General features: G+C 59.4%; 15 protein-coding genes and 1 pseudogene. 2 read left to right on the forward strand and 14 right to left on the reverse strand.

The window, feature by feature from the left end; all coding sequences use genetic code 11:
- Positions 1-38 precede the first annotated feature (38 nt).
- The 9 genes and pseudogenes from NX84_RS12775 to NX84_RS13255 form a co-directional block, all read right to left on the reverse strand.
- Positions 39-1,265, reverse strand: a pseudogene (locus NX84_RS12775) (IS3 family transposase).
- A gap of 46 nt (positions 1,266-1,311) precedes the next feature.
- Positions 1,312-1,581, reverse strand: a complete 270-nt coding sequence (locus NX84_RS04065; protein WP_039674046.1) for a lactococcin 972 family bacteriocin — start codon at positions 1,579-1,581, stop codon at positions 1,312-1,314.
- 394 nt (positions 1,582-1,975) lie between these two features.
- Positions 1,976-2,575 carry a GntR family transcriptional regulator gene (locus tag NX84_RS04070; RefSeq protein WP_039674049.1) on the reverse strand — a complete coding sequence of 200 codons (600 nt, stop codon included), beginning with the start codon at positions 2,573-2,575 and terminating at the stop codon, positions 1,976-1,978.
- A gap of 22 nt (positions 2,576-2,597) precedes the next feature.
- Positions 2,598-4,373 (reverse strand): acetyl/propionyl/methylcrotonyl-CoA carboxylase subunit alpha, encoded by a 1,776-nt coding sequence (locus NX84_RS04075; protein WP_039674050.1) that lies wholly within the window; start codon positions 4,371-4,373, stop codon positions 2,598-2,600.
- 18 nt (positions 4,374-4,391) lie between these two features.
- Complete coding sequence (locus tag NX84_RS04080) at positions 4,392-5,939, reverse strand: 5-oxoprolinase subunit B/C family protein (RefSeq protein WP_039674051.1); 1,548 nt, start codon at positions 5,937-5,939, stop codon at positions 4,392-4,394.
- Entirely contained in the window at positions 5,939-6,700 is a 762-nt protein-coding gene (locus tag NX84_RS04085) for a 5-oxoprolinase subunit PxpA (protein ID WP_039674052.1), read from the reverse strand. The genes NX84_RS04080 and NX84_RS04085 overlap by 1 nt, the downstream gene beginning before the upstream one ends.
- 429 nt (positions 6,701-7,129) lie before the next feature.
- Positions 7,130-7,702, reverse strand: a complete 573-nt coding sequence (locus tag NX84_RS04090; protein ID WP_039674053.1) for a hypothetical protein — start codon at positions 7,700-7,702, stop codon at positions 7,130-7,132.
- A gap of 260 nt (positions 7,703-7,962) precedes the next feature.
- Positions 7,963-8,766: a hypothetical protein gene (locus tag NX84_RS12340; RefSeq protein ID WP_052319655.1), complete on the reverse strand. Its 804-nt coding sequence runs from the start codon at positions 8,764-8,766 to the stop codon at positions 7,963-7,965.
- A gap of 236 nt (positions 8,767-9,002) precedes the next feature.
- Positions 9,003-9,638, reverse strand: a complete 636-nt coding sequence (locus tag NX84_RS13255; protein ID WP_039674054.1) for a hypothetical protein — start codon at positions 9,636-9,638, stop codon at positions 9,003-9,005.
- A 407-nt stretch (positions 9,639-10,045) separates the two neighbouring features.
- Here NX84_RS13255 and NX84_RS04110 point away from each other — a divergent pair, with 407 nt between their 5' ends.
- Positions 10,046-11,626 (forward strand): peptide ABC transporter substrate-binding protein, encoded by a 1,581-nt coding sequence (locus tag NX84_RS04110; RefSeq protein WP_039674056.1) that lies wholly within the window; start codon positions 10,046-10,048, stop codon positions 11,624-11,626.
- 81 nt (positions 11,627-11,707) lie between these two features.
- Here NX84_RS04110 and NX84_RS12345 read toward each other — a convergent pair whose 3' ends face one another.
- The 5 genes from NX84_RS12345 to NX84_RS04135 form a co-directional block, all read right to left on the reverse strand.
- Positions 11,708-12,310 (reverse strand): hypothetical protein, encoded by a 603-nt coding sequence (locus NX84_RS12345; RefSeq protein WP_052319656.1) that lies wholly within the window; start codon positions 12,308-12,310, stop codon positions 11,708-11,710.
- A 216-nt stretch (positions 12,311-12,526) separates the two neighbouring features.
- Entirely contained in the window at positions 12,527-13,435 is a 909-nt protein-coding gene (locus tag NX84_RS04120; protein WP_039674058.1) for a hypothetical protein, read from the reverse strand.
- Between the two features lie 289 nt (positions 13,436-13,724).
- Positions 13,725-14,723 carry a sortase family protein gene (locus NX84_RS13135; RefSeq protein ID WP_231913707.1) on the reverse strand — a complete coding sequence of 333 codons (999 nt, stop codon included), beginning with the start codon at positions 14,721-14,723 and terminating at the stop codon, positions 13,725-13,727.
- Between the two features lie 41 nt (positions 14,724-14,764).
- Positions 14,765-15,718, reverse strand: a complete 954-nt coding sequence (locus NX84_RS04130) for a DUF2891 family protein (RefSeq protein ID WP_039674059.1) — start codon at positions 15,716-15,718, stop codon at positions 14,765-14,767.
- Positions 15,719-15,778: 60 nt separating this feature from the next.
- Positions 15,779-16,306, reverse strand: coding sequence for a hypothetical protein (locus NX84_RS04135; protein ID WP_039674060.1), 528 nt, complete (start codon positions 16,304-16,306; stop codon positions 15,779-15,781).
- Between the two features lie 316 nt (positions 16,307-16,622).
- On the opposite strand from NX84_RS04135, the gene NX84_RS04140 reads away from it, so the two are divergent.
- Entirely contained in the window at positions 16,623-17,465 is an 843-nt protein-coding gene (locus tag NX84_RS04140) for a nucleotidyltransferase family protein (RefSeq protein WP_039674061.1), read from the forward strand.
- Position 17,466: the final 1 nt, after the last annotated feature.

The raw sequence follows: 17,466 nt of genomic DNA on the forward strand, positions 1-17,466 counted from the left end.
AGTAGTAGTGAAGCGTCCTGGGTTTAGTTCCGCTTCTTTTACGGCCCTGTGTTGATGGGCTGGGTGAGATAGTACTCGGTTTCTACTTCTTGTGGGGTGGCGTAGTCCAAAGCTTCATGAACCCGCTTAGTGTTCCACCAATGCACCCACCGCAAGGTGGCCAATTCGACTTCTCCGACCGACGTCCACGGACCCTGGGCATGAATCAGTTCCGCCTTGTAGAAACCGTTGACTGTTTCGGCTAGAGCATTGTCATAAGAATCGCCGACTGTTCCCCACACTCGGACGGATTCCTGACTCAGCTAGCGCAGTGGAATACTTCAGTGACACATACTGGCTGCCCCGATCGCTGTGGTGAATTAGCTGGTTTCCATGGATTCGCCCTGCAGTCGTTAACGCATGCTCCAAAGCCTCCATCGGCAGCGCATCGGTACGCATCGTCGAGCGTGTAGCAACACCAACAATTTTTCGGCTGAAGACATCCACGACAAACGCGGTGTAGGCGAATCCTGACAGGGCGCGAACGTAGGTAATGTCGGCAACCCACAACCTGCCTGGTGCCTGCGCACAGAAGTTTCGGCGCACAAGGTCTGGGCGATGATCCGGTGCCTTCGGGCTAATCGTTGTTACTGGGGTTCGCCCACGTCTGCGGCCAGAAACGCCTGCGAGTTTCATCAGTCGGGCGGTCTTGTCGCGGCCGATATGAAAACCTTCACGGTTCATCGCGTGCCACATTTTGCGGATACCGTAGACCGAGAAATTCTCCGCATGCACACGCTGTATCTCTGGGATGAGAAGGCTATCGCTTAAGGCCCTTGCGCTGGGAACACGGGTGGTGGCTTTGCGGTAGCCGCGTGAAGTAATGAATCCACGATCTGCTTGTTTAAGGACTCGGCAGATGGCCACGGGCTCCAAACTGATCTTTATACGCGTCGATGTAGGAGATCATTTGGTCGTGGGTCGGTCGAGTTCCGCTGCGAAAAAGCCGAAGCTGTCTTAAGAATCCCGTTTGCTCGTTTCAGCTCACGGTTTTGCGGCACAGACGCCCCAAGCTATTCTTCCATTGTTTCGCCGCCTGAAGCGTCAGAGTCATCGCGTACTGAAGCGCTGTCACGGTACCAAGCCCGCAACGAGTGGTGAGATACTCCAAGGAGCTCGCCGACCTTCGTGTAGGAGCGTTGCAGTGAGCAAGACTCCAAGCAAACCAAATCGATGATCTGGTAGAAAGCCTTCTCCTTGAACTCGACGGGATACTTTCTAGGCATAGTTCAATCCTTCCTTAGCTGAGGTAGGAACTAAACCCAGGACGCTTCAGTAGCTGTCCTTAGTGCCCGGAAAATTCGTTGCCCAAAGCTCGGCGATCGACTTCTGGCCGCCGCGGGTGTTGATGCTTCGTTGCGTTCTGCCGTTGACGGTCACAGTCGAAGTATGGCACCGATTCACGGTGAAATAAGAACGCGCCTTAGCGTTCCAGAATCCGTACTCCCAGGTACCGCCACCTGCAGGGTAGCGAACTTTCCGGCCGGCAGATGCCCAGTAGGTTGTGAAGGCGGGTGCTGCCTCGCCGAGTAGCTCGGCCATCACACCGGAAGCAAAGCCTCCCTTGGCGCCGTGGTCTTGGAATTCTTCTGCGGAAGCAACGGCTGAGTTAGATACGGAAACGCTCAGAGCAGAGGCAATCAGCAGCGCTGCAAACTGCCGAGTGCGCTTTTTTGGGGGGTCATAACAGTCTCCTTTGAGAGAGGAAATGAGGCGGGATTCCCTTCAGTTTGGTCCCCTTAGTTTGGTCCCTTGTCGCTGTAAAGGGACCACGTGGAGGCCAAAAATCCGGAATACATGGTCCCTTTTCGCTGCAAAGGGACCAGAGTAAAGGGACCTTTTGGAAATGCTGTGCGACGGCAAGCGACGGCAAGCGGCGGGACGCAACGGGACGCAACGCGAAGCAACGGGACGGCTGATATGGCCTGCGACGAGGCTAGAGAACGCGAAGAATGGAGTCCATCGCGCGCATGAGGTCGGCGCGGCAGGCGTCGGCGGCGGCATCGCGCTCGCCTTGCGCGATGAGGTGCGCTAGTTCGATGTTGGGCTGCACGTGATTATCGTGAATCTGCGGGTAGCGCTCCAGCGTAAGCAAGAAGGTCAGCCGCATGCGGGCGAGCAGGTGGGACATGGTGCGGTCCAACGTGGGTGAGCCCAAGCCCGCGACGAGCTTCTGGTGGAAGCGCTGGTTGAGGAGGGGGCGGGGAGCGTCGCTAAGCACGGCGGATTCCGTGAGACTAACGAGCTCGCCAGGGTCCGGGAACGTACCGTAGCGCGCCGCAGCAGGCTCGATGGCGGCTCGCGCGAGGTACAGGTCACGCACGAAATCCTCGTCCGGGGTCGCGATGAAGACGCCGCGGTGCGAGATGCGCTCGACGATGCGCTCCGCCGCCAACATGGCGAAGGACTCCCGCAGCGTGTTGCGGGAGCAGTCGAAGCGCTCGGACGCGCGGACCTCATTGAGCTGCTGGCCGGGCATGTACTCGCCCTCGGAGATGGCGGCGCGCAGCGCGGCGGCGACGGAATCTGCAAGCATGCGACTTACAGTAGCCTGCCGGCTAGCTGATGGTGGCGATCACCGCGCCCGGCTCGAGTCGCGCGCCTTCCTTGGCCACGAGTGAGACCGTGCCCGCGGCCGGAGCCTTGACGGCGGATTCCATCTTCATGGCCTCGATGGTCGCGATGGCCTGGCCTTCCTCGACCTTCTCGCCCTCGGCGACGTTCCACGCCACAAGGTTGGCCTCGTACGGGCAGGTCACGTCGTTTCCTCCGGTGCTGGCGCCGGAGCCTGCGCTTGCCGACGCCCCCGCCGCCTGCACCGCCGGTGCACCCGCCGCCAAGAGGTTGGAGGGGAAGCCCACGCTGACGATTTTGCCATCGATTTCTAGGGCTACACGCGTGCGCTTGGCATAGATGGCCTCGACGGGCGCGACGTGGCTCGTGGCCTCGGCGGACGGGCGGTAGTTGTGGTCGAGCCAGTCGGTGTAGATGCCGGCCGTGGCCTCAGGATCTCCGTGGTCCACCAGGACCTGCGAGGCCACCATGTCGCGGTGGAACGGAAGCACGGTGCGCACGCCTTCAATGTCGAACTCCTTCAACGCCTGCTTGGCGCGGCTCAATGCAATTTCGCGGGTAGGTCCCCACACCAGCAGCTTCGCGACGAGCGAATCGTAGTAGGGCGGCACGATAGACCCGGAGCGCACGCCGGAATCAACGCGAATGCCGGGGCCCGTCGGCGGCTCGAAGCGCACGACCGTGCCCGGGCACGGCGCGAAGCCGTTGAGGATGTCTTCGGCGTTGATGCGGAACTCGAAGGCGTGGCCATGAGATTGCGGGTCTAACGCCTGCGCGTCGGAGCCGCTCACAAAGGAGAGCGGTTCGCCGGAAGCGATACGGAACTGCTCCGCAATAATGTCCACTCCGGTGACCATCTCGGTCACGGGGTGCTCCACCTGCACACGGGTATTGACCTCGAGGAAGGAAATGGTGCCGTCCTCGGAGACGATGTACTCGACCGTGCCGGCACCGGTGTAGCCAACCTTCGCGCAGATGGCGCGAGCACCTTCGTGGATGCCGTGGCGTTGGTCGTCGGAAAGCGCGGGCGCTGGGGCTTCCTCAATGAGCTTCTGGAAGCGGCGCTGCGTGGAGCAATCGCGGGTGCCCAGAACGGCGACGTTGCCGTGGGTATCGGCCAAAATCTGAGCCTCCACGTGGCGCGGGTGGGTCAGGAACTTCTCCACGTAGCATTCTGCGCGGCCGAAGGCCTCCTTGGCCTCGCGGCCAGCGGAGTTGAAGGCGGCCTCGATGTCCTCGAGATTCTCCACCACCTTGAGGCCGCGGCCGCCACCACCGTAGGCAGCCTTAATGGCGATGGGCAGGCCGTGCTCCTCAGCGAAGGCGCGGGCTTCCTGCCAGTCATCGATGGGATCGGAGGTACCTGGGGCCAGCGGGGCACCGACCTCCTCAGCCACGCGGCGCGCAGCAATCTTGTCACCGAGCAGCTCGATGGACTCAGGCGATGGGCCAATCCACGTCAGGCCGGCCTCGGCCACGGTGCGGGCAAAGTCGGCGTTCTCCGAAAGGAAGCCGTAGCCCGGGTGGATGGCATCGGCACCGGCGCGCACAGCGATATCGAGGAGTGCTGGGACGTTCATGTAGGTATCCGCTGCGGTGTTGCCGGGCAGTGCATAGGCTTCATCGGCCACCTGGGTATGCAGGGCGCCGGCATCGGCCTCCGAATAGATGGCGATGGAACGAATGCCCAGGTCGCGGGCAGTACGGGCGATACGGACGGCGATCTCGCCGCGGTTAGCAATAAGGACTGCAGAAATCATGGTTAACCTTCTGGATGTTTAAGCGAGTTCAAAGCGGACCGTAGCCCCCGGCGGGAGCTGTGCGGCAATATCAATATCTTCTTCGAGGACAGTAGCAATGACCGGATAACCACCGGTGACGGCGTGGTCGCGGAGGAAAATGACCGGCTCGCCACTCGGCGGAACCTGGACGGAACCGGCCACCATGCCCTCCGACGGCAGTTCGCCCTCGCGGGAGCGCTCCAGGCCGCTGTCATCTGAAGGGCCAACCAGGCGCACTCCCACGCGGTTGGACTGTGAGGTCACCGTCCACTCGGTGGACACGAAGACGTTGAGGCTATCAGGCGTGAACCAGTCATCGCGCGGTCCCAGCACGCAGCGCAAGACGCCCTGAGTTTGGCCTTGCGCACCGGAACCCACGCGCAGCGGATTGGCCAGCTGCGCATCGGTCATGGCGGTGGAGCGGGGGAGGACACCGATGACGTCGCCAAGCCGCACCGGCTGAGGTCCCAGCCCGGAGAGCATGTCCGTGGAGGCCGAACCCAGCTCCGCATCCGCCACAATGCCGCCGCGAATGGCGATGTAATTGCGCAGGCCCACCGTGGCCGGTTCCACCGTCACCGTAGACCCTGCCGTCACCAGGACCGGGCGGGCGAGGGCCACCGGCATATCGTCCAGCAGGACGCGGGACTGGGCGCCGGTGACACACATGACGGCGTCGGTCAGCGCGCGGAGGCGAATGCCGCCGATGTTCTCCAGCACCGTCGCCCCGCGCGGATTGCCCACGGCCACATTCGCCGTGGCTGCGGCGGCCTGGTCCGCTGCGCCGGACGGCGTGACACCCAGATTGCCGCGGCCCGGGCGGCCTTGGTCCTGGAACAGCGTGAGCAAGCCAGCATCAAGGACCTCCATGCGGGGCAAGCGCGCCGGGGTACGGCGACCAAAAGGCGTGGTGGACACCACATCCGGTAGCGAGCTCACCGCGCGGTAGCGCACGCGGTCACCCGGCTGCACGAGCGCGGGTGGCTGGGCATCGGACTCCCACATGGGGGTCGTCGTGGTGCCCAGCAGCTGCCAGCCGCCAGGAGAAACGCGCGGGTACACCGCGGAGAAACCACCAGCAATGCCCACCGCGCCGGCCGGAACCGCGGTGCGCGGGGTGGCGCGGCGTTCGATGTTGAAGTTCTGCTCCGGGTCCGCCGGAGTGCAATAGGTAAAGCCGGGAGCGAAGCCGCCGAAAGCCGCGAGCCACTCCGTCGACGTGTGCCAATCAATCAGACCCTCACGAGACATGCCCATCAATTCGGCGGCCTCATCAAGATCGTCGCCGTCATACAGCACATCAATCTCCACCAAGCGAGGATCCTCGCCCGTATGCGCGGTGGGTCGGAAATCCTGCAACCTCTCGGCGGCCGCTGCAGCAGAATTCGGGGTGGCAAACGTCAATAGCAGTGTGGTTGCTGCCGCGATGGCGTCGACCTGGTCCTTGAGCGGATGAGCGTCGAGAGCCGCATGCCACGCCATAACCTGGGACAAATCCTCCAGCTCAATGAGTAGCGCGCGGGTTCCCACAGGGTGGATATGCATTAGACAACGCTCCGAATCTCAATGCCGCGCGCTTTCAGTTCATCCACCACGCCGCGCAGAAGTGCTACCGCACCGGGTGAATCTCCATGCGTGCACACCGACTGCGCATCCACATTGAGCACGGTGCCGTCGATGGCCGTGACGGATCCGGTTTCGGCAACGTCGAGCACGCGCTTGACGACGTCCCCCTCATCACCCATCACCGCATTCGCCTCTCGCCGCGAGACGAGCGTGCCATCGGGGTTGTAATTGCGGTCCGCGAAGGCCTCGCGGATGACGGTGAGTCCCTTCTTCTCTGCGATATCGACAGCCACGCCGCCCGGCAGGAGCATGACCGGCAGATCGCCGAAGGCCTTAATGCCGTCGATGACCGCATGTGCTTGGGCTTCGTGGTGAACGATGGCGTTGTACATCGCGCCATGTGGCTTAACGTAGGCGACCTTCGTGCCATTGGCCTGGGCCAAAGCCTGCAGGGCGCCGATTTGGTAGGTGACCTCATCTGCCAGCTCAGCCGGGTTGTAATCAATGAAACGACGGCCGAAAGCAGCCGGGTCGTTGTAGCCCACGTGCGCGCCAACCGTCACACCCGCCTCAGCGGCTGCTTTCAGCGTTCCTGCGATGGAGTGCGGGTCACCCGCGTGGAAACCAGTGGCCACGTTGGCGGAAGAGACTAGCTGGAGCATGGCCGCATCGTCGGCGACGGGGTTGCCCGCGGTGGTCTCGCCGAGGTCGGCGTTGAGGTCTATGTGCAGCGCGCTCATGGTTCTCCCTAAATCCCAAATTGTTGAACAATCTTCGGGTGTTTAGTGTAGCCCGCGTCACGTGAGTTTGTGAAGTGTGTCCCTCATTTGCGTGGGTGCGGGGGAGTGACCTGCGCCGTCCGGACTGCTTGGTGGTCTGCCGGTGGTTCCGCCCCATGGTCTCGCTCTTGCTTCGCCGGAACTCCGCACACGGTCTCGCCCCAGCTTCGCAGGTGGTTCTAGTCAAAAGGCATTACTCATCGGGTTTGTTTGGGGTCAAACAAACCTTCTACAGCAATACGCATGGTTCGTCTGCCCCCAAGGAAACCGTATGACCCGAACCGTGTGACTACAACCACATGCTTTCCATCTTCGCAATACCGAGATGAAAAGAAAGCCCGCTCCCCGTGACAATGCGGGAGCGGGCATGGACGTGTTAGCTGCTACTGCCTAGAAAGGAAGCTTGATGCCGAGTGCACGTGCGGCGTTCGGGACGATGGCAGCCAGTGCGCCAAGAACGCCAATGACGATGGCGGCAATGCCCAGGCCGGACGGCTTGCCGTCCTCGGAGGACAGTGCGCCCTCAATGGAGCTCTTCTTATCCTTGTTGCCATCCTTGTCTTCAGACGGCTTCTCGTCCTTGTCTTTGTCGTCGTCCTCGACAGGCGCTGGGTCCTGGCGCTCGCCCTCGACGATGTCGTAGTCGACCTTCTTCGGGCCATCCTGGGATGCGCCCCAATCGCCGAGATCGATGGGTGCAGAGTCGCAGACGTTGGCATCTTCCTTGGCTATCTGGAAGATTTCAGCGCGGTTCAGCTTGAGGTTCTCATCGTCAGTCGCTGTCCAGATGAACTCGTTGTATTTCTGGAAGGTGCGCTCCTTGCCGTCGACGTTGAGGGTGAACTCCGACTTAGGGGAGCCGCAAGAGGTGGCGGCCTCCTCGGCCGAAGCAACGGTAGTGCCGGCAAGTGCGAGAGAGCCGGTCAAGGTAGCGGCAAGCAGACCGCGGGAGAAGTTATTCATTGTGTCTCCAGGGAAGAAGAATTGGAAAGTGAAAAATTGTGAATGGTAAGGAGTGTGAAACCATTCGTTTAACCGGTATCGGTTGAAGAGGAGTGTACTGAGCGGGAGGCTGGCTGTCTTGAGAATTGGTACTTTTTCTTTTCACCTTTCTAGGCGTGCGGCTTTTTGGCGTTTGAAAATCAAAAAAGTACCTCCATCGTGGTCTCGATGGAGGTACTTGCACTTCATGCCGCAGGTGACGGCATTACTAAAGCTGCCAGCTAGAACGGAAGCTTGATGCCGAGTGCGCGTGCAGCGTGCGGGGCGGCCGCAGCCAGTGCGCCAAGAACACTAATGACGATGGCGGCAATGCCCAGGCCGGATGGCTTGCCGTCCTCGGAGGACAGTGCGTCTTCAAGGGAACTCTTCTTGCCCTTGTTCTCGTCGTCCTTGTCGTCCTCGGAATCGGCATCATCGTTATTGCCGTCCTCGGAATCGACGTCATCTTCGTTGCTTTCGTCGTCGGAGTCAGCGTCATCGCCGTCGGTCTCGTCGTCGGAGTCGGCGTCGTCGCCTTCGGTCTCGTCATCCTCGGAACCAGCATCGTCGCCTTCCTCGTCATCGTCGGAACCAGCGTCATTGCCGTCCTCGTCGGAGTCAGCGTCGTCACCGTCGGTCTCGTCGTCGGAACCGGCATCATCGCCGTCGGTCTCGTCGTCGGAGTCAGCGTCGTCGCCGTTGTCCTCGGAATCGGTGTCGTCGTCCTCGCGTTCGTCACTTTCGGAACCGCTGTCGTTGTCACCGCTTCCCCAATCGCCGAGGTCGATGGGATCAGAGGAGCATACATCTTCCCCTTCGTTCGCCAACTGGAAGATGTCGGCGCGGTTCAACGTAACGTCGTCATCGTCGGTGGCCTGCCACAGGAATTCGGAGACCTTCTTGAAAGTGTGCTCCTTGCCATCAACGGTGGCGGTGAACTCATCAGACGGGGAGCCGCAATCATTGGCGGAAGCGACGGTGGTGCCGGCAAGTGCGAGGGAACCAGTCAAAGTAGCGGCAAGCAGGCCGCGAGAGAAGTTAGACATGAAAAACTCCGGGAATAGGTAGTAGGTGAAAAGTGGAATGAACCATTCCGCTAACCGATATCGGTTGGGTTCGGAGTGTAACCCAGATCCCACGCGTGCGACTGGTGTTAGATGGAAAACCTGCGATTTTCGGGAGTACTCCCCATGAACACACAAAGGCACCCCCAATCCACGCAAAGGTGGTGGGGGTGCCTGCGCGCTTATCGATGTCCCTTAGGACGTTCCAGCCCCAGTAATTAGAACGGAAGCTTGATGTTCAGAGCTTGAGCAGCGGCCGGAACGGCAGCAGCAATTGCGCCTAGGACACCGATGACGATGCCCGCGATGCCCAGCTTGGTCGGCTTGCCGTCCTCGGAGGACAGCTTGGACTTAAAGTCGTCGAAGGAGCTCTTCTCCTTGTTGTCATCGCCTTCGCCCGGCTTTTCGTCCTTGCCTGGCTTCTCGTCCTGGCCCGGCTTCTCGTCCTGGCCCGGCTTCTTGTTGTCGCCTTCGCCTGGCTTGTTCTCGTCGCCCGGCTTGCTGTTGTCGCCTTCGCCCGGCTTGTTCTCGTCGGCCGGCTTCTCGTCCTTGCCTGGCTTGTTCTCGTCGCCCGGCTTGCTGTTGTCGCCTTCGCCTGGCTTGTTCTCGTTGTTACCCTCGCCAGGGGCACTGATAGGGACAATCGGGTCCTCGCCGTTCTCGCCCTCGGCCTCGCCGGCCTCTTCGGTACCGTTCTCGCCCTCGGTGTCGTTCTCGCCGGCCGTCATTACGGCGTCAACGAGGTCGTTGCCATTGAGCTCGGTGTTCTCCTCGGCGGAGGCAGCTGCAACGCCGGCCATGGTCAGGGAGCTGGCCAGAGCGGCAGCGGTGAGGTTGCGGGAAATGCGCTTCATATTTCTTCTCCTAGGGAATTCGGGGACGTTGTATGAAAATCCGATGCCGACGTCAGTGGGCGTAACCGCGTACTGAAATCGACTTCCCACATGCTAACGAAGGACGGCAAAGGATTGGCCAACCTGTGAAGGGTTATATGGGTATTCCACGACAGCTGCCAAGGGCTTATCAGTGCACGATAATGTTCGCCGGCGTGGTTTTGGTGCTACGAAAAAGCGAAAAGGTCTGCAAGGTGGTGGTGCAGTTGGGGAGAAGGCGTGGGGAAGCCGCCGAGGGGGTTGACAGGCTTTATGTAGGAAATGTGCGAATGGTTTCGGCGTCGGAAGTGTGATTAATAAGTGAAGTGCCACATATTGGGATGTTGTTATGAGACAATTCACACACCTGCTACTTTTAAGGAGAACTCATGCAATGGACAAAAGTAGGCGCGAGCCTCGCCGCCGTCGTCGCAGCGGCTGGCCTGACCGCCTGCGGAGGAGACGGTTCCGGTGATGCGGCGGATGTTGATTTCATCAGTACCAACTCCACCGAACCCCAAAAACCTCTCATCCCTGCGGACACCAGCGATGTGCCGGGAGCAACGCTCATCGACCTCATCTACTCAGGGCTCGTGTATTTCGATGAGAACGGAGAGGTTCACAATGACCAAGCAGAAAGCATTGAGAAAACCGATGACGTGACCTACAAGGTCACGCTCAAGGAGGACGCGGTGTTCTCCGACGGCTCCCCGGTGCGAGCCCAGGATTACGTCGACACATGGAACAACGCTGTAGAAAACAGCATGCTCTCTGCCTATTTCTTCGAGCCCATCAGGGGCTATAAAGAAGGAACAGCGAGCATGGAGGGGCTCAAAGTTGTCGATGAAAAGACGTTCACCATTGAGCTCGATGAACCTACTGCGGACTTTGAGACGCGTTTGGGCTATTCCGTCTTCTTCCCCATGCACGAATCCGCCTTTGTCGACATCGACGCCTACGGCCAAAACCCAGTGGGAAGCGGACCCTATAAGCTGCAGGAATGGAACCATAACCAAAACGCGATTCTGGTACCTAACGAGAAGTATGACGGTGACCGTAAGGCGCAGAACGATGGCTTGAACTTCGTATTCTATGCCGATGCCAGCGCAGCTTATGCGGATCTACTCTCGGGAAATCTGGATGTTTTGGACTCGGTTCCGTCCTCGGCCATGGCCAACTTTGAAACGGACCTTGGCGAACGTGCAGTCAATGAGCCTGCTGCCATCTTCCAGTCCATCACTATTCCCGCAGGGGATGAGAACTTTAGCGGGGAGGCGGGGGCGTTGCGTCGACAAGCACTGTCCATGGCCATTGACCGCGACGAGATTACCCAGACCATTTTCCAAGGGACGAACACTCCGGCGGTGGACTTCACATCGCCTGTGCTTAACGACGGCGCCACGGACATCCCCGGCAACGACGTCCTGACCTATAACCCGGACAAGGCTCGCGAGCTGTGGGCCAAGGCGGAAGAGATGAAGCCGTTCGAGGGGCCGTTCACCGTGGCGTATAACTCCGATGGCAGCCACAAGGAGTGGGTCGATGCCGTCGTGAACTTCATCCGGAACACCCTTGGCATTGACGCGCAGCCAGCGCCGTATCCGGACTTCAAATCGCTGCGTGATGAAGTAACGAATAAAACGATCGAGGGTGCATTCCGCACCGGCTGGCAGTCGGTGTATCCGTCGCCGTCGAGTTTCTTGGAGCCGCTGTATGCCACAGGCGCTGCGACTAACGACGCCGATTATTCCAACCCCGAGTTTGATTCGCTTCTGCAGAAGGCTGCTGCGGCATCCAACGACCAGGAGAGTATTGAGCGGGTCAATGATGCCCAAGCAATACTCATGCAGGACCTTCCGGCAATCCCGCTGTGGTACACCAACTCCACCGGTGGCTACTCCGAGCGTGTTGATAATGTGATCTTCACGTGGAAATCGAAGCCGCTGTACTACAAGGTGACGTTGAAGTAGAACGCCATACGCCCTGCTACGCGAAAAGCGCTCCTCAACGATTAGTACTGAGGAGCGCTTTTTATGGAGAATTCGAAGCTGTTAGAACGGCAGCTTGATGCCTAGGGACTTAGCTACGCTCGGAGCGACGGCGGCGATAGCACCCACCACACCGAGGACAGCCGCGATGATGGCGGCAATACCCAGATCGGTCGGCTCACCGTCTTCGGAGCTCAGTGACTCATCAAAGGAGCTGGACTCGGCAGTCGGGGTCTCACTCTGAGATGGGGTCTCGGACGGCGTGGAAGGAGTTTCAGAGGCCGGGGTCTCCGACGTCGGGGTCTCCGAAGTCGTGGTGGTGGACGTCGGCGGGTTGTTGATGATGGACTCCTGGATCTTCGCCGCATCCTCATCCTGTTCGCCGCAGGCCTGCGTGTCGGCCTTAGCAATCTCCATGACCTCAGCGCGGTTGAGCGTCAGGTCCTCGTTGTCAGCAGCGCGCCACAGGCCGAAGGATTCCTGCTTAAAGGTGTGCTCTTCTTCGTCGACAGTGGTGGTGAACTCCGCGGCCGGTGCCCAGCAGATATTGATCTTGGTGTCGTTCTCCTGAGTAGCCTCTTCATCGGCGGAAGCGATGGTGGTGCCGGCCAAGACGAGGCAACCGGTCAGAGCGGTAGTGGCGAGTGTGAGCGAAGTCTTCTTCATATTCTTCTCCTAGGAAAATCAGCGATAGACGCAGGGAAAACGAGACGATTTTAGATTAGCGGATATGGATGGGAATGTTGTGCTCAACGGCGGCTTGTTGTGCTCTGAGCGCCGAGGTGTCATCAAAGACACACAAACCGCATGCCATCACTCGCGAATAAGGGGATGGCATGCGGTACTCCCGCGGCTTAGCGTGGAAGTTGGTGTGTCAGTGTTTTAGATAAAGAGCTTTCGGCGCGCAACGAAGGCGCCGGCAGCAATCATGGCTGCGATAGCCAGTGCGGCGAGGCCGCGGGCCACGGTGTTGGAGCCGGTCTCGGCGGAGATACCACGGGACTGAGCCTGGGACTTCTCAGCGGTGCTCTCGGCAACCTTGCCACCCTGGGCGATGACCTCGTCCTTGTTCTCCTTGAGCATCTGCTCAGAAGCTGCCTTCTCCTCAGCGGAAGGAGTGTCCTTCTGAGCAGCCTCTTCGGTCTTAACGTAGGTCTTGCCGTCCTTAGCCAGGTACCAGGTCACGCCACCGATGATGAGGGCAGCCGGGAGTGCCAGCCATGCCAGCTTCTTGGTGTCGAAGTCAGCATCGTCTGCAGGGGTGGAAGGGGCCTGGGAGCCACCCGTCGGTGTTGTCTCGGTACCGGAAGGCTTAGCAGGTTCTTCCTTGCCAGCCTCCGGCTTTTCCGAGCCCGGGGTTTCAGGCTTTTCAGAGCCAGGAGCCTCCGGCTTTGCGGAACCCTGCTCGGATCCGCCAGTGCCGTTGTCGATCGGGGTATCAACCTTGGACGGGCCAGCCGGAGCCGGATCCGGGTTTTCCGGTGCCGGTGCCGGGGCTTCCTCTTCGTCGCCGAGCTGAATGGTGGTCGTGGGGCCTTCATCCTGGTTGTCTGCAGGAGCTTCCTTCTCCTGCAGACGCTCCCAAGCGGCCTGGGCCTGCTCAGCGGTGAGGGACGTGGAGCCCAGCTGGTTGGTGCTCTTGTAGGATCCGTCAGGCTGACGTTGGTAGGTGGTGCCATCGAGCTCGAACACGGCCGGGGCCGGGATCTGCGCAGAGGCAACGGCGGTGCCGCCCAGTGCGAGGGAACCAGCCAGGACAGCTGCGGTCAGAGTGCGGTTGATGCGCTTCATGTGTTTCTCCTTGTGGGGTTGTGAGAGGGATTCACCCGACCTGAACCACAATAGTCACAGCTTTCACATTAGTCACAGGAGTTACGATGTGACTTCCCGTAACTTTTTGGGTATATGCGGAGTCATGTACGCAGCGTGTTCGATGCGGTGAAGCTTTCGGATAGGGCACAAATAATCCGCTTACACTGCGGGAATGCGGAAGTGTTTGAAACCATGACCTGCGAAAATGTTCGACAAAGGCCCCTGGAAGTCGGGATCCCCCTGCATGGGGGGATGGCCGAGGGGGAGCTTAGCTCTGATTGCCGTCAGTTTCTGGTGCTGCAGTTACGCCTTCAAACTGCCAGCCCACAACCGCATTGCGTACGGCGGAAGCGAGCGGATTGGCCGGCTGGATACAGCTGATGGTGAGCAGGCGGCCAGGTTTGGCATCGGCGCCCCAGATGCTTTCATCCTGCTCAAGGCCTTCCTTGGACGGGTCATGCAGATCGGTAGCGGTGTATACCAGCCACTGTTCGCCGGAGTTCTGCGTGCGCAAGAACAACTTGTCGCCCACGGAGGCCTTGTGAGTATCGGCGCGACCGTCGTAGAGGTTATTGAACACTGCTGGTACGCCCGCGCCGGTATGTCCGGCAATGACGACGATGTCCGGCGAGTCAGTGCCGGGAAGCGCATAAGGTTTATCGTCCGCAGTGTAGGTGCAGGCCTTATTCATCGAATCCGGGTTGATTTTATTGTCCTTGACCCGGCAGGAACCTTCCTCGAATTCTGCGCGAACATCAATTGCTGGGATGTACATCTCCACCGCGGGGGAGGGCTCGATGACGGCAGCGGGCTCCGCCACCACCTCTGTTGGCTGCGGTGCCGGTGCATCTGATTCCTGATTGAGGTTGAGCGCGGCAATGATACCGACGAACACCAGCGCCAGAATAAGGAGCATCCCTATCCCGCGGCGACTGCTGGGTTTGCGGTGACGCGCTGCTTGGCGACGTCCCCCGGTTCCCCTCCTAGCCCTGTCCGGCACCGCATGGCTGGACGCCTTCTGGCTGGGTACCGACGGGGAAGCGGACCGCCGGGACGAGGCCGACGTAGTCGGGGTAGAAGGGGAAGAAGCTATGCGCGTGTGGTCGGGACGCCGACGCGGCCGGTAGGGTGCGCGCTCTAGGGCAGGGCCCGCGTGGTCTTGGGAAGAGCGGTCGCGACGCCTGGCGCGTTCCTTGTGAAGATCAATGCGGATCCCCTCTTCCGGCAGGCGGTAGTCGTCGCGCCGCGCCGAGTAGCGAGAATCCATGGGCAAGCTCCTGATAGTGAGGTGATTAAAGAAATAGGGTACTACTTCGTAGCAAGCTGATAGCGCAGCGCATACGTGATGAGCCAGTGGGTAGACATGAAGTCGCCTTCGATAAGCTGAGGCTCCGCGCTAGCCGCCAGCGCTTGGGCGCGCGGTAGGGCGGAGTCATCGAAATGCTCGGCGAGTTCAACAAGCATCCACGCCCTCGACAGAGCTAGGCCGTAGAGGTGGGCCAGGCGGCCATCGGTGGGGTCGAGGACTTCCGGGATCGTTGTCAGAAAATCCAGTGCTTCGGCCCGGTGGGGAAGGAAGCCATCGAACCACTCGTCGAAATCCGGTAGCACGCGGGACATGAGCAGTGCCTCCGAAAGGCCATTAGACAAAAAGTCATGGTCGGAAAGCTCCCACTCGAGCGGATAGTTATGGTTATTACCGAACAGTCGAACTGCAGCTTCGCGCACCGAATCTGCCAGTGAATCCAGCCCGAGTTTCTCTGCTGCTTCGAGGATAAGGAAGAGGTTGAAGGCGGTATTGGAATGCATGCCGTGGCGCACCGGTTGGTTTAACGAGGCAAGCCAGCTGTGGCAATGCTGGGTGGTCAGCTCAGCTAGAGCCAGCAGTGGTTCGGTGGGCCGAACCGACGCTAACTGGAGCAGCCAGGCACGCCCATAAGGCATTTCATAGCCCGGATGCTGCGTAAGGTACTCCTGTTCTACGGCGAGGGCGTTGGGGCTGAGGCGTTCGTCGAGAAGCGCGGCAAGTTCGGCTGGGGACTCTGGGCCGAGAGTTGCGTCCAGAAGCACCCCTGAATATTGCATATGGACACTGGAATGCCAGTCGAAACACCCATAGAAACTCGGGTGCAGCTCCCGCGGGCGCACGTGGCAATCATCAGCGGACGTGCTTGTATGGTGCATGGCAGCGGGGAACTCGCGCTCGAGGACGCCCGCAATCCCACTCGCCCATGCGCTAGCCATGGTCTCAAACTCTGTCATGAATCAAGTATGACAGAGACCGCAGACATCCATTACGACCTGCAGTTTCGTGGTTGTTCGCTACAGGGAAAGCGCAGCCTTCAACTGCGGGAGGAAAAACTCTGCTGCCTTAACAAGCCCAGCCACCGCCGCGGTGACGAGTGCAACGACGCCACCGGCCGCCAATAGGGAGAGGCGCTTTTCCTTCATATCGATCTGCTCAAGCTCGCGCTCGTGCTCGTAGCGCAGCGCGTCTTTGACGTTGATATCCATGCTGAACTCGCCCCACGCTTGGGAGGCGAGCCGGTACTCCTCTTCGGCCGTTTTTATCTCTTCCGCTGAAGCGCCGGAATTCTTCAATTCTTCTAGCTTGAGGCGGGCGTCTTCAGCCTCCTGCCACATTTCTTTGGCCCGGGCTTCATCTTCTTCAGATGGCTTGTACTCTTCGGCCTCGTCTGCCTTGCTACTAAATGCGCTGAAGCAGTCTTCGTGCAAGCACCGAGAGGAATCCACGTTGAGCTCCTGAGCTGTCGCAGTAGGAACCGCTACGAGGCCTGCGGCGATGACTGTTGCCATTCCAAGGCTGGACCGGCAATGCCACGAATTCATAGAAGTCTCCTTCAATAGGGGAGGTAGGGAAGTGTCCTTACTGTATCGCGGGATGCGTCGGAACGCTGGGAAATGGGAGGGTTCTGTTGGTCAATATGCCAGTCTTTCCTATCCGTATAGCCAGTATTCGTATGATATCTATCGGTTCAATCGAACATGTGGGCGAGTATGTGAGTTGTTGTCTTAGCTTCTTTCTAGTGTGTAAAGCAGACATCTGAAGCGTTGGGGAATCGGTTCATTGTGGGGCGCAAGGGTGTCTATAGCACAGGATGCAGTTCACAAAAACGGACTGCTGCACAACTCACGAGGGGGAGCCATGAGGTTCTTAGAACAAAAGCCGACAACTTTTAGTAAAGGGCAGATACATCGAATAGGCAGTGCGCTGCGCGCTGGGAGAGAGATCGATGAGGGGCTTTACCGGCTCATATTGGTTCAACAGTCTGCCCTTTGCGACCATCTTGAGTCCTTGGCCGTATCAGCGTTGGGCGAATCGGGCGTGCCACTGGAGCGTTCGACAAATGCCGTTGTGGAGCCGGATTCGAATCGTTTCTTCATAGGCTCGAGGGTTAAAACTCGGCCAGTGCTTGTTGAGAAACTAAGGAGAATGCCGAGCTTTCCACTAGAGAGCATCCAGGATTTTTCGGGAGTGCGAATGGACTTTGATGTCTCGCTTTCGGAGCAAACAAAAGTCGCTGAATTACTTGCCCAATACCTTGAAGAGCAAGGCGCTGCTCGCGTCAAAATTCAGGATATGAGAGAAAGGCCGCACTCTGGGTATCGGTCGATCCATCTGCACATTTATTCTCCGGCAGGCCGTGCCGAGTTCCAACTACGTACAGCACTCCAATCACGTTGGGCCAACCTCTACGAACTGGCTGGTGACTTATACGGTCGTGGCATTCGGTACTTGGAGTTTGGTGAGCAAGTACCGCGGCAATTCAATACCCAGGTCCGCTCACTCCATGAGCTTTCAGACGTTGTGTATAAAGTGGAGAGGTATTTCGATGTGCTTTCCCCTCCGTTTGCCGAGCATATCGTCGAAACAGTAGAGCTGCGTGAAGCCCGTTTATTGCGGCAAAAGACTTCTACGATGTTGGATAGACTCATTAGTGAGCTCGACAAGCGACGGGCAGACAATGAGTCGGAAAGGAGCGAATAAA

It is taken from the genome of Corynebacterium minutissimum (genome assembly GCF_000805675.1).
Classification (GTDB): Bacteria; Actinomycetota; Actinomycetes; order Mycobacteriales; family Mycobacteriaceae; genus Corynebacterium; species Corynebacterium minutissimum.

Coding starts and splice junctions, on each gene's coding strand:
- NX84_RS04065 (WP_039674046.1), bottom strand. CDS start 1,581: ATGGCCGAGCTACTCGGCGAGGCAGCACCCGCCTTCACAACCTACTGG.
- NX84_RS04070 (WP_039674049.1), bottom strand. CDS start 2,575: ATGCTTGCAGATTCCGTCGCCGCCGCGCTGCGCGCCGCCATCTCCGAG.
- NX84_RS04075 (WP_039674050.1), bottom strand. CDS start 4,373: ATGATTTCTGCAGTCCTTATTGCTAACCGCGGCGAGATCGCCGTCCGT.
- NX84_RS04080 (WP_039674051.1), bottom strand. CDS start 5,939: ATGCATATCCACCCTGTGGGAACCCGCGCGCTACTCATTGAGCTGGAG.
- NX84_RS04085 (WP_039674052.1), bottom strand. CDS start 6,700: ATGAGCGCGCTGCACATAGACCTCAACGCCGACCTCGGCGAGACCACC.
- NX84_RS04090 (WP_039674053.1), bottom strand. CDS start 7,702: ATGAATAACTTCTCCCGCGGTCTGCTTGCCGCTACCTTGACCGGCTCT.
- NX84_RS12340 (WP_052319655.1), bottom strand. CDS start 8,766: ATGTCTAACTTCTCTCGCGGCCTGCTTGCCGCTACTTTGACTGGTTCC.
- NX84_RS13255 (WP_039674054.1), bottom strand. CDS start 9,638: ATGAAGCGCATTTCCCGCAACCTCACCGCTGCCGCTCTGGCCAGCTCC.
- NX84_RS04110 (WP_039674056.1), top strand. CDS start 10,046: ATGCAATGGACAAAAGTAGGCGCGAGCCTCGCCGCCGTCGTCGCAGCG.
- NX84_RS12345 (WP_052319656.1), bottom strand. CDS start 12,310: ATGAAGAAGACTTCGCTCACACTCGCCACTACCGCTCTGACCGGTTGC.
- NX84_RS04120 (WP_039674058.1), bottom strand. CDS start 13,435: ATGAAGCGCATCAACCGCACTCTGACCGCAGCTGTCCTGGCTGGTTCC.
- NX84_RS13135 (WP_231913707.1), bottom strand. CDS start 14,723: ATGGATTCTCGCTACTCGGCGCGGCGCGACGACTACCGCCTGCCGGAA.
- NX84_RS04130 (WP_039674059.1), bottom strand. CDS start 15,718: ATGACAGAGTTTGAGACCATGGCTAGCGCATGGGCGAGTGGGATTGCG.
- NX84_RS04135 (WP_039674060.1), bottom strand. CDS start 16,306: ATGAATTCGTGGCATTGCCGGTCCAGCCTTGGAATGGCAACAGTCATC.
- NX84_RS04140 (WP_039674061.1), top strand. CDS start 16,623: ATGAGGTTCTTAGAACAAAAGCCGACAACTTTTAGTAAAGGGCAGATA.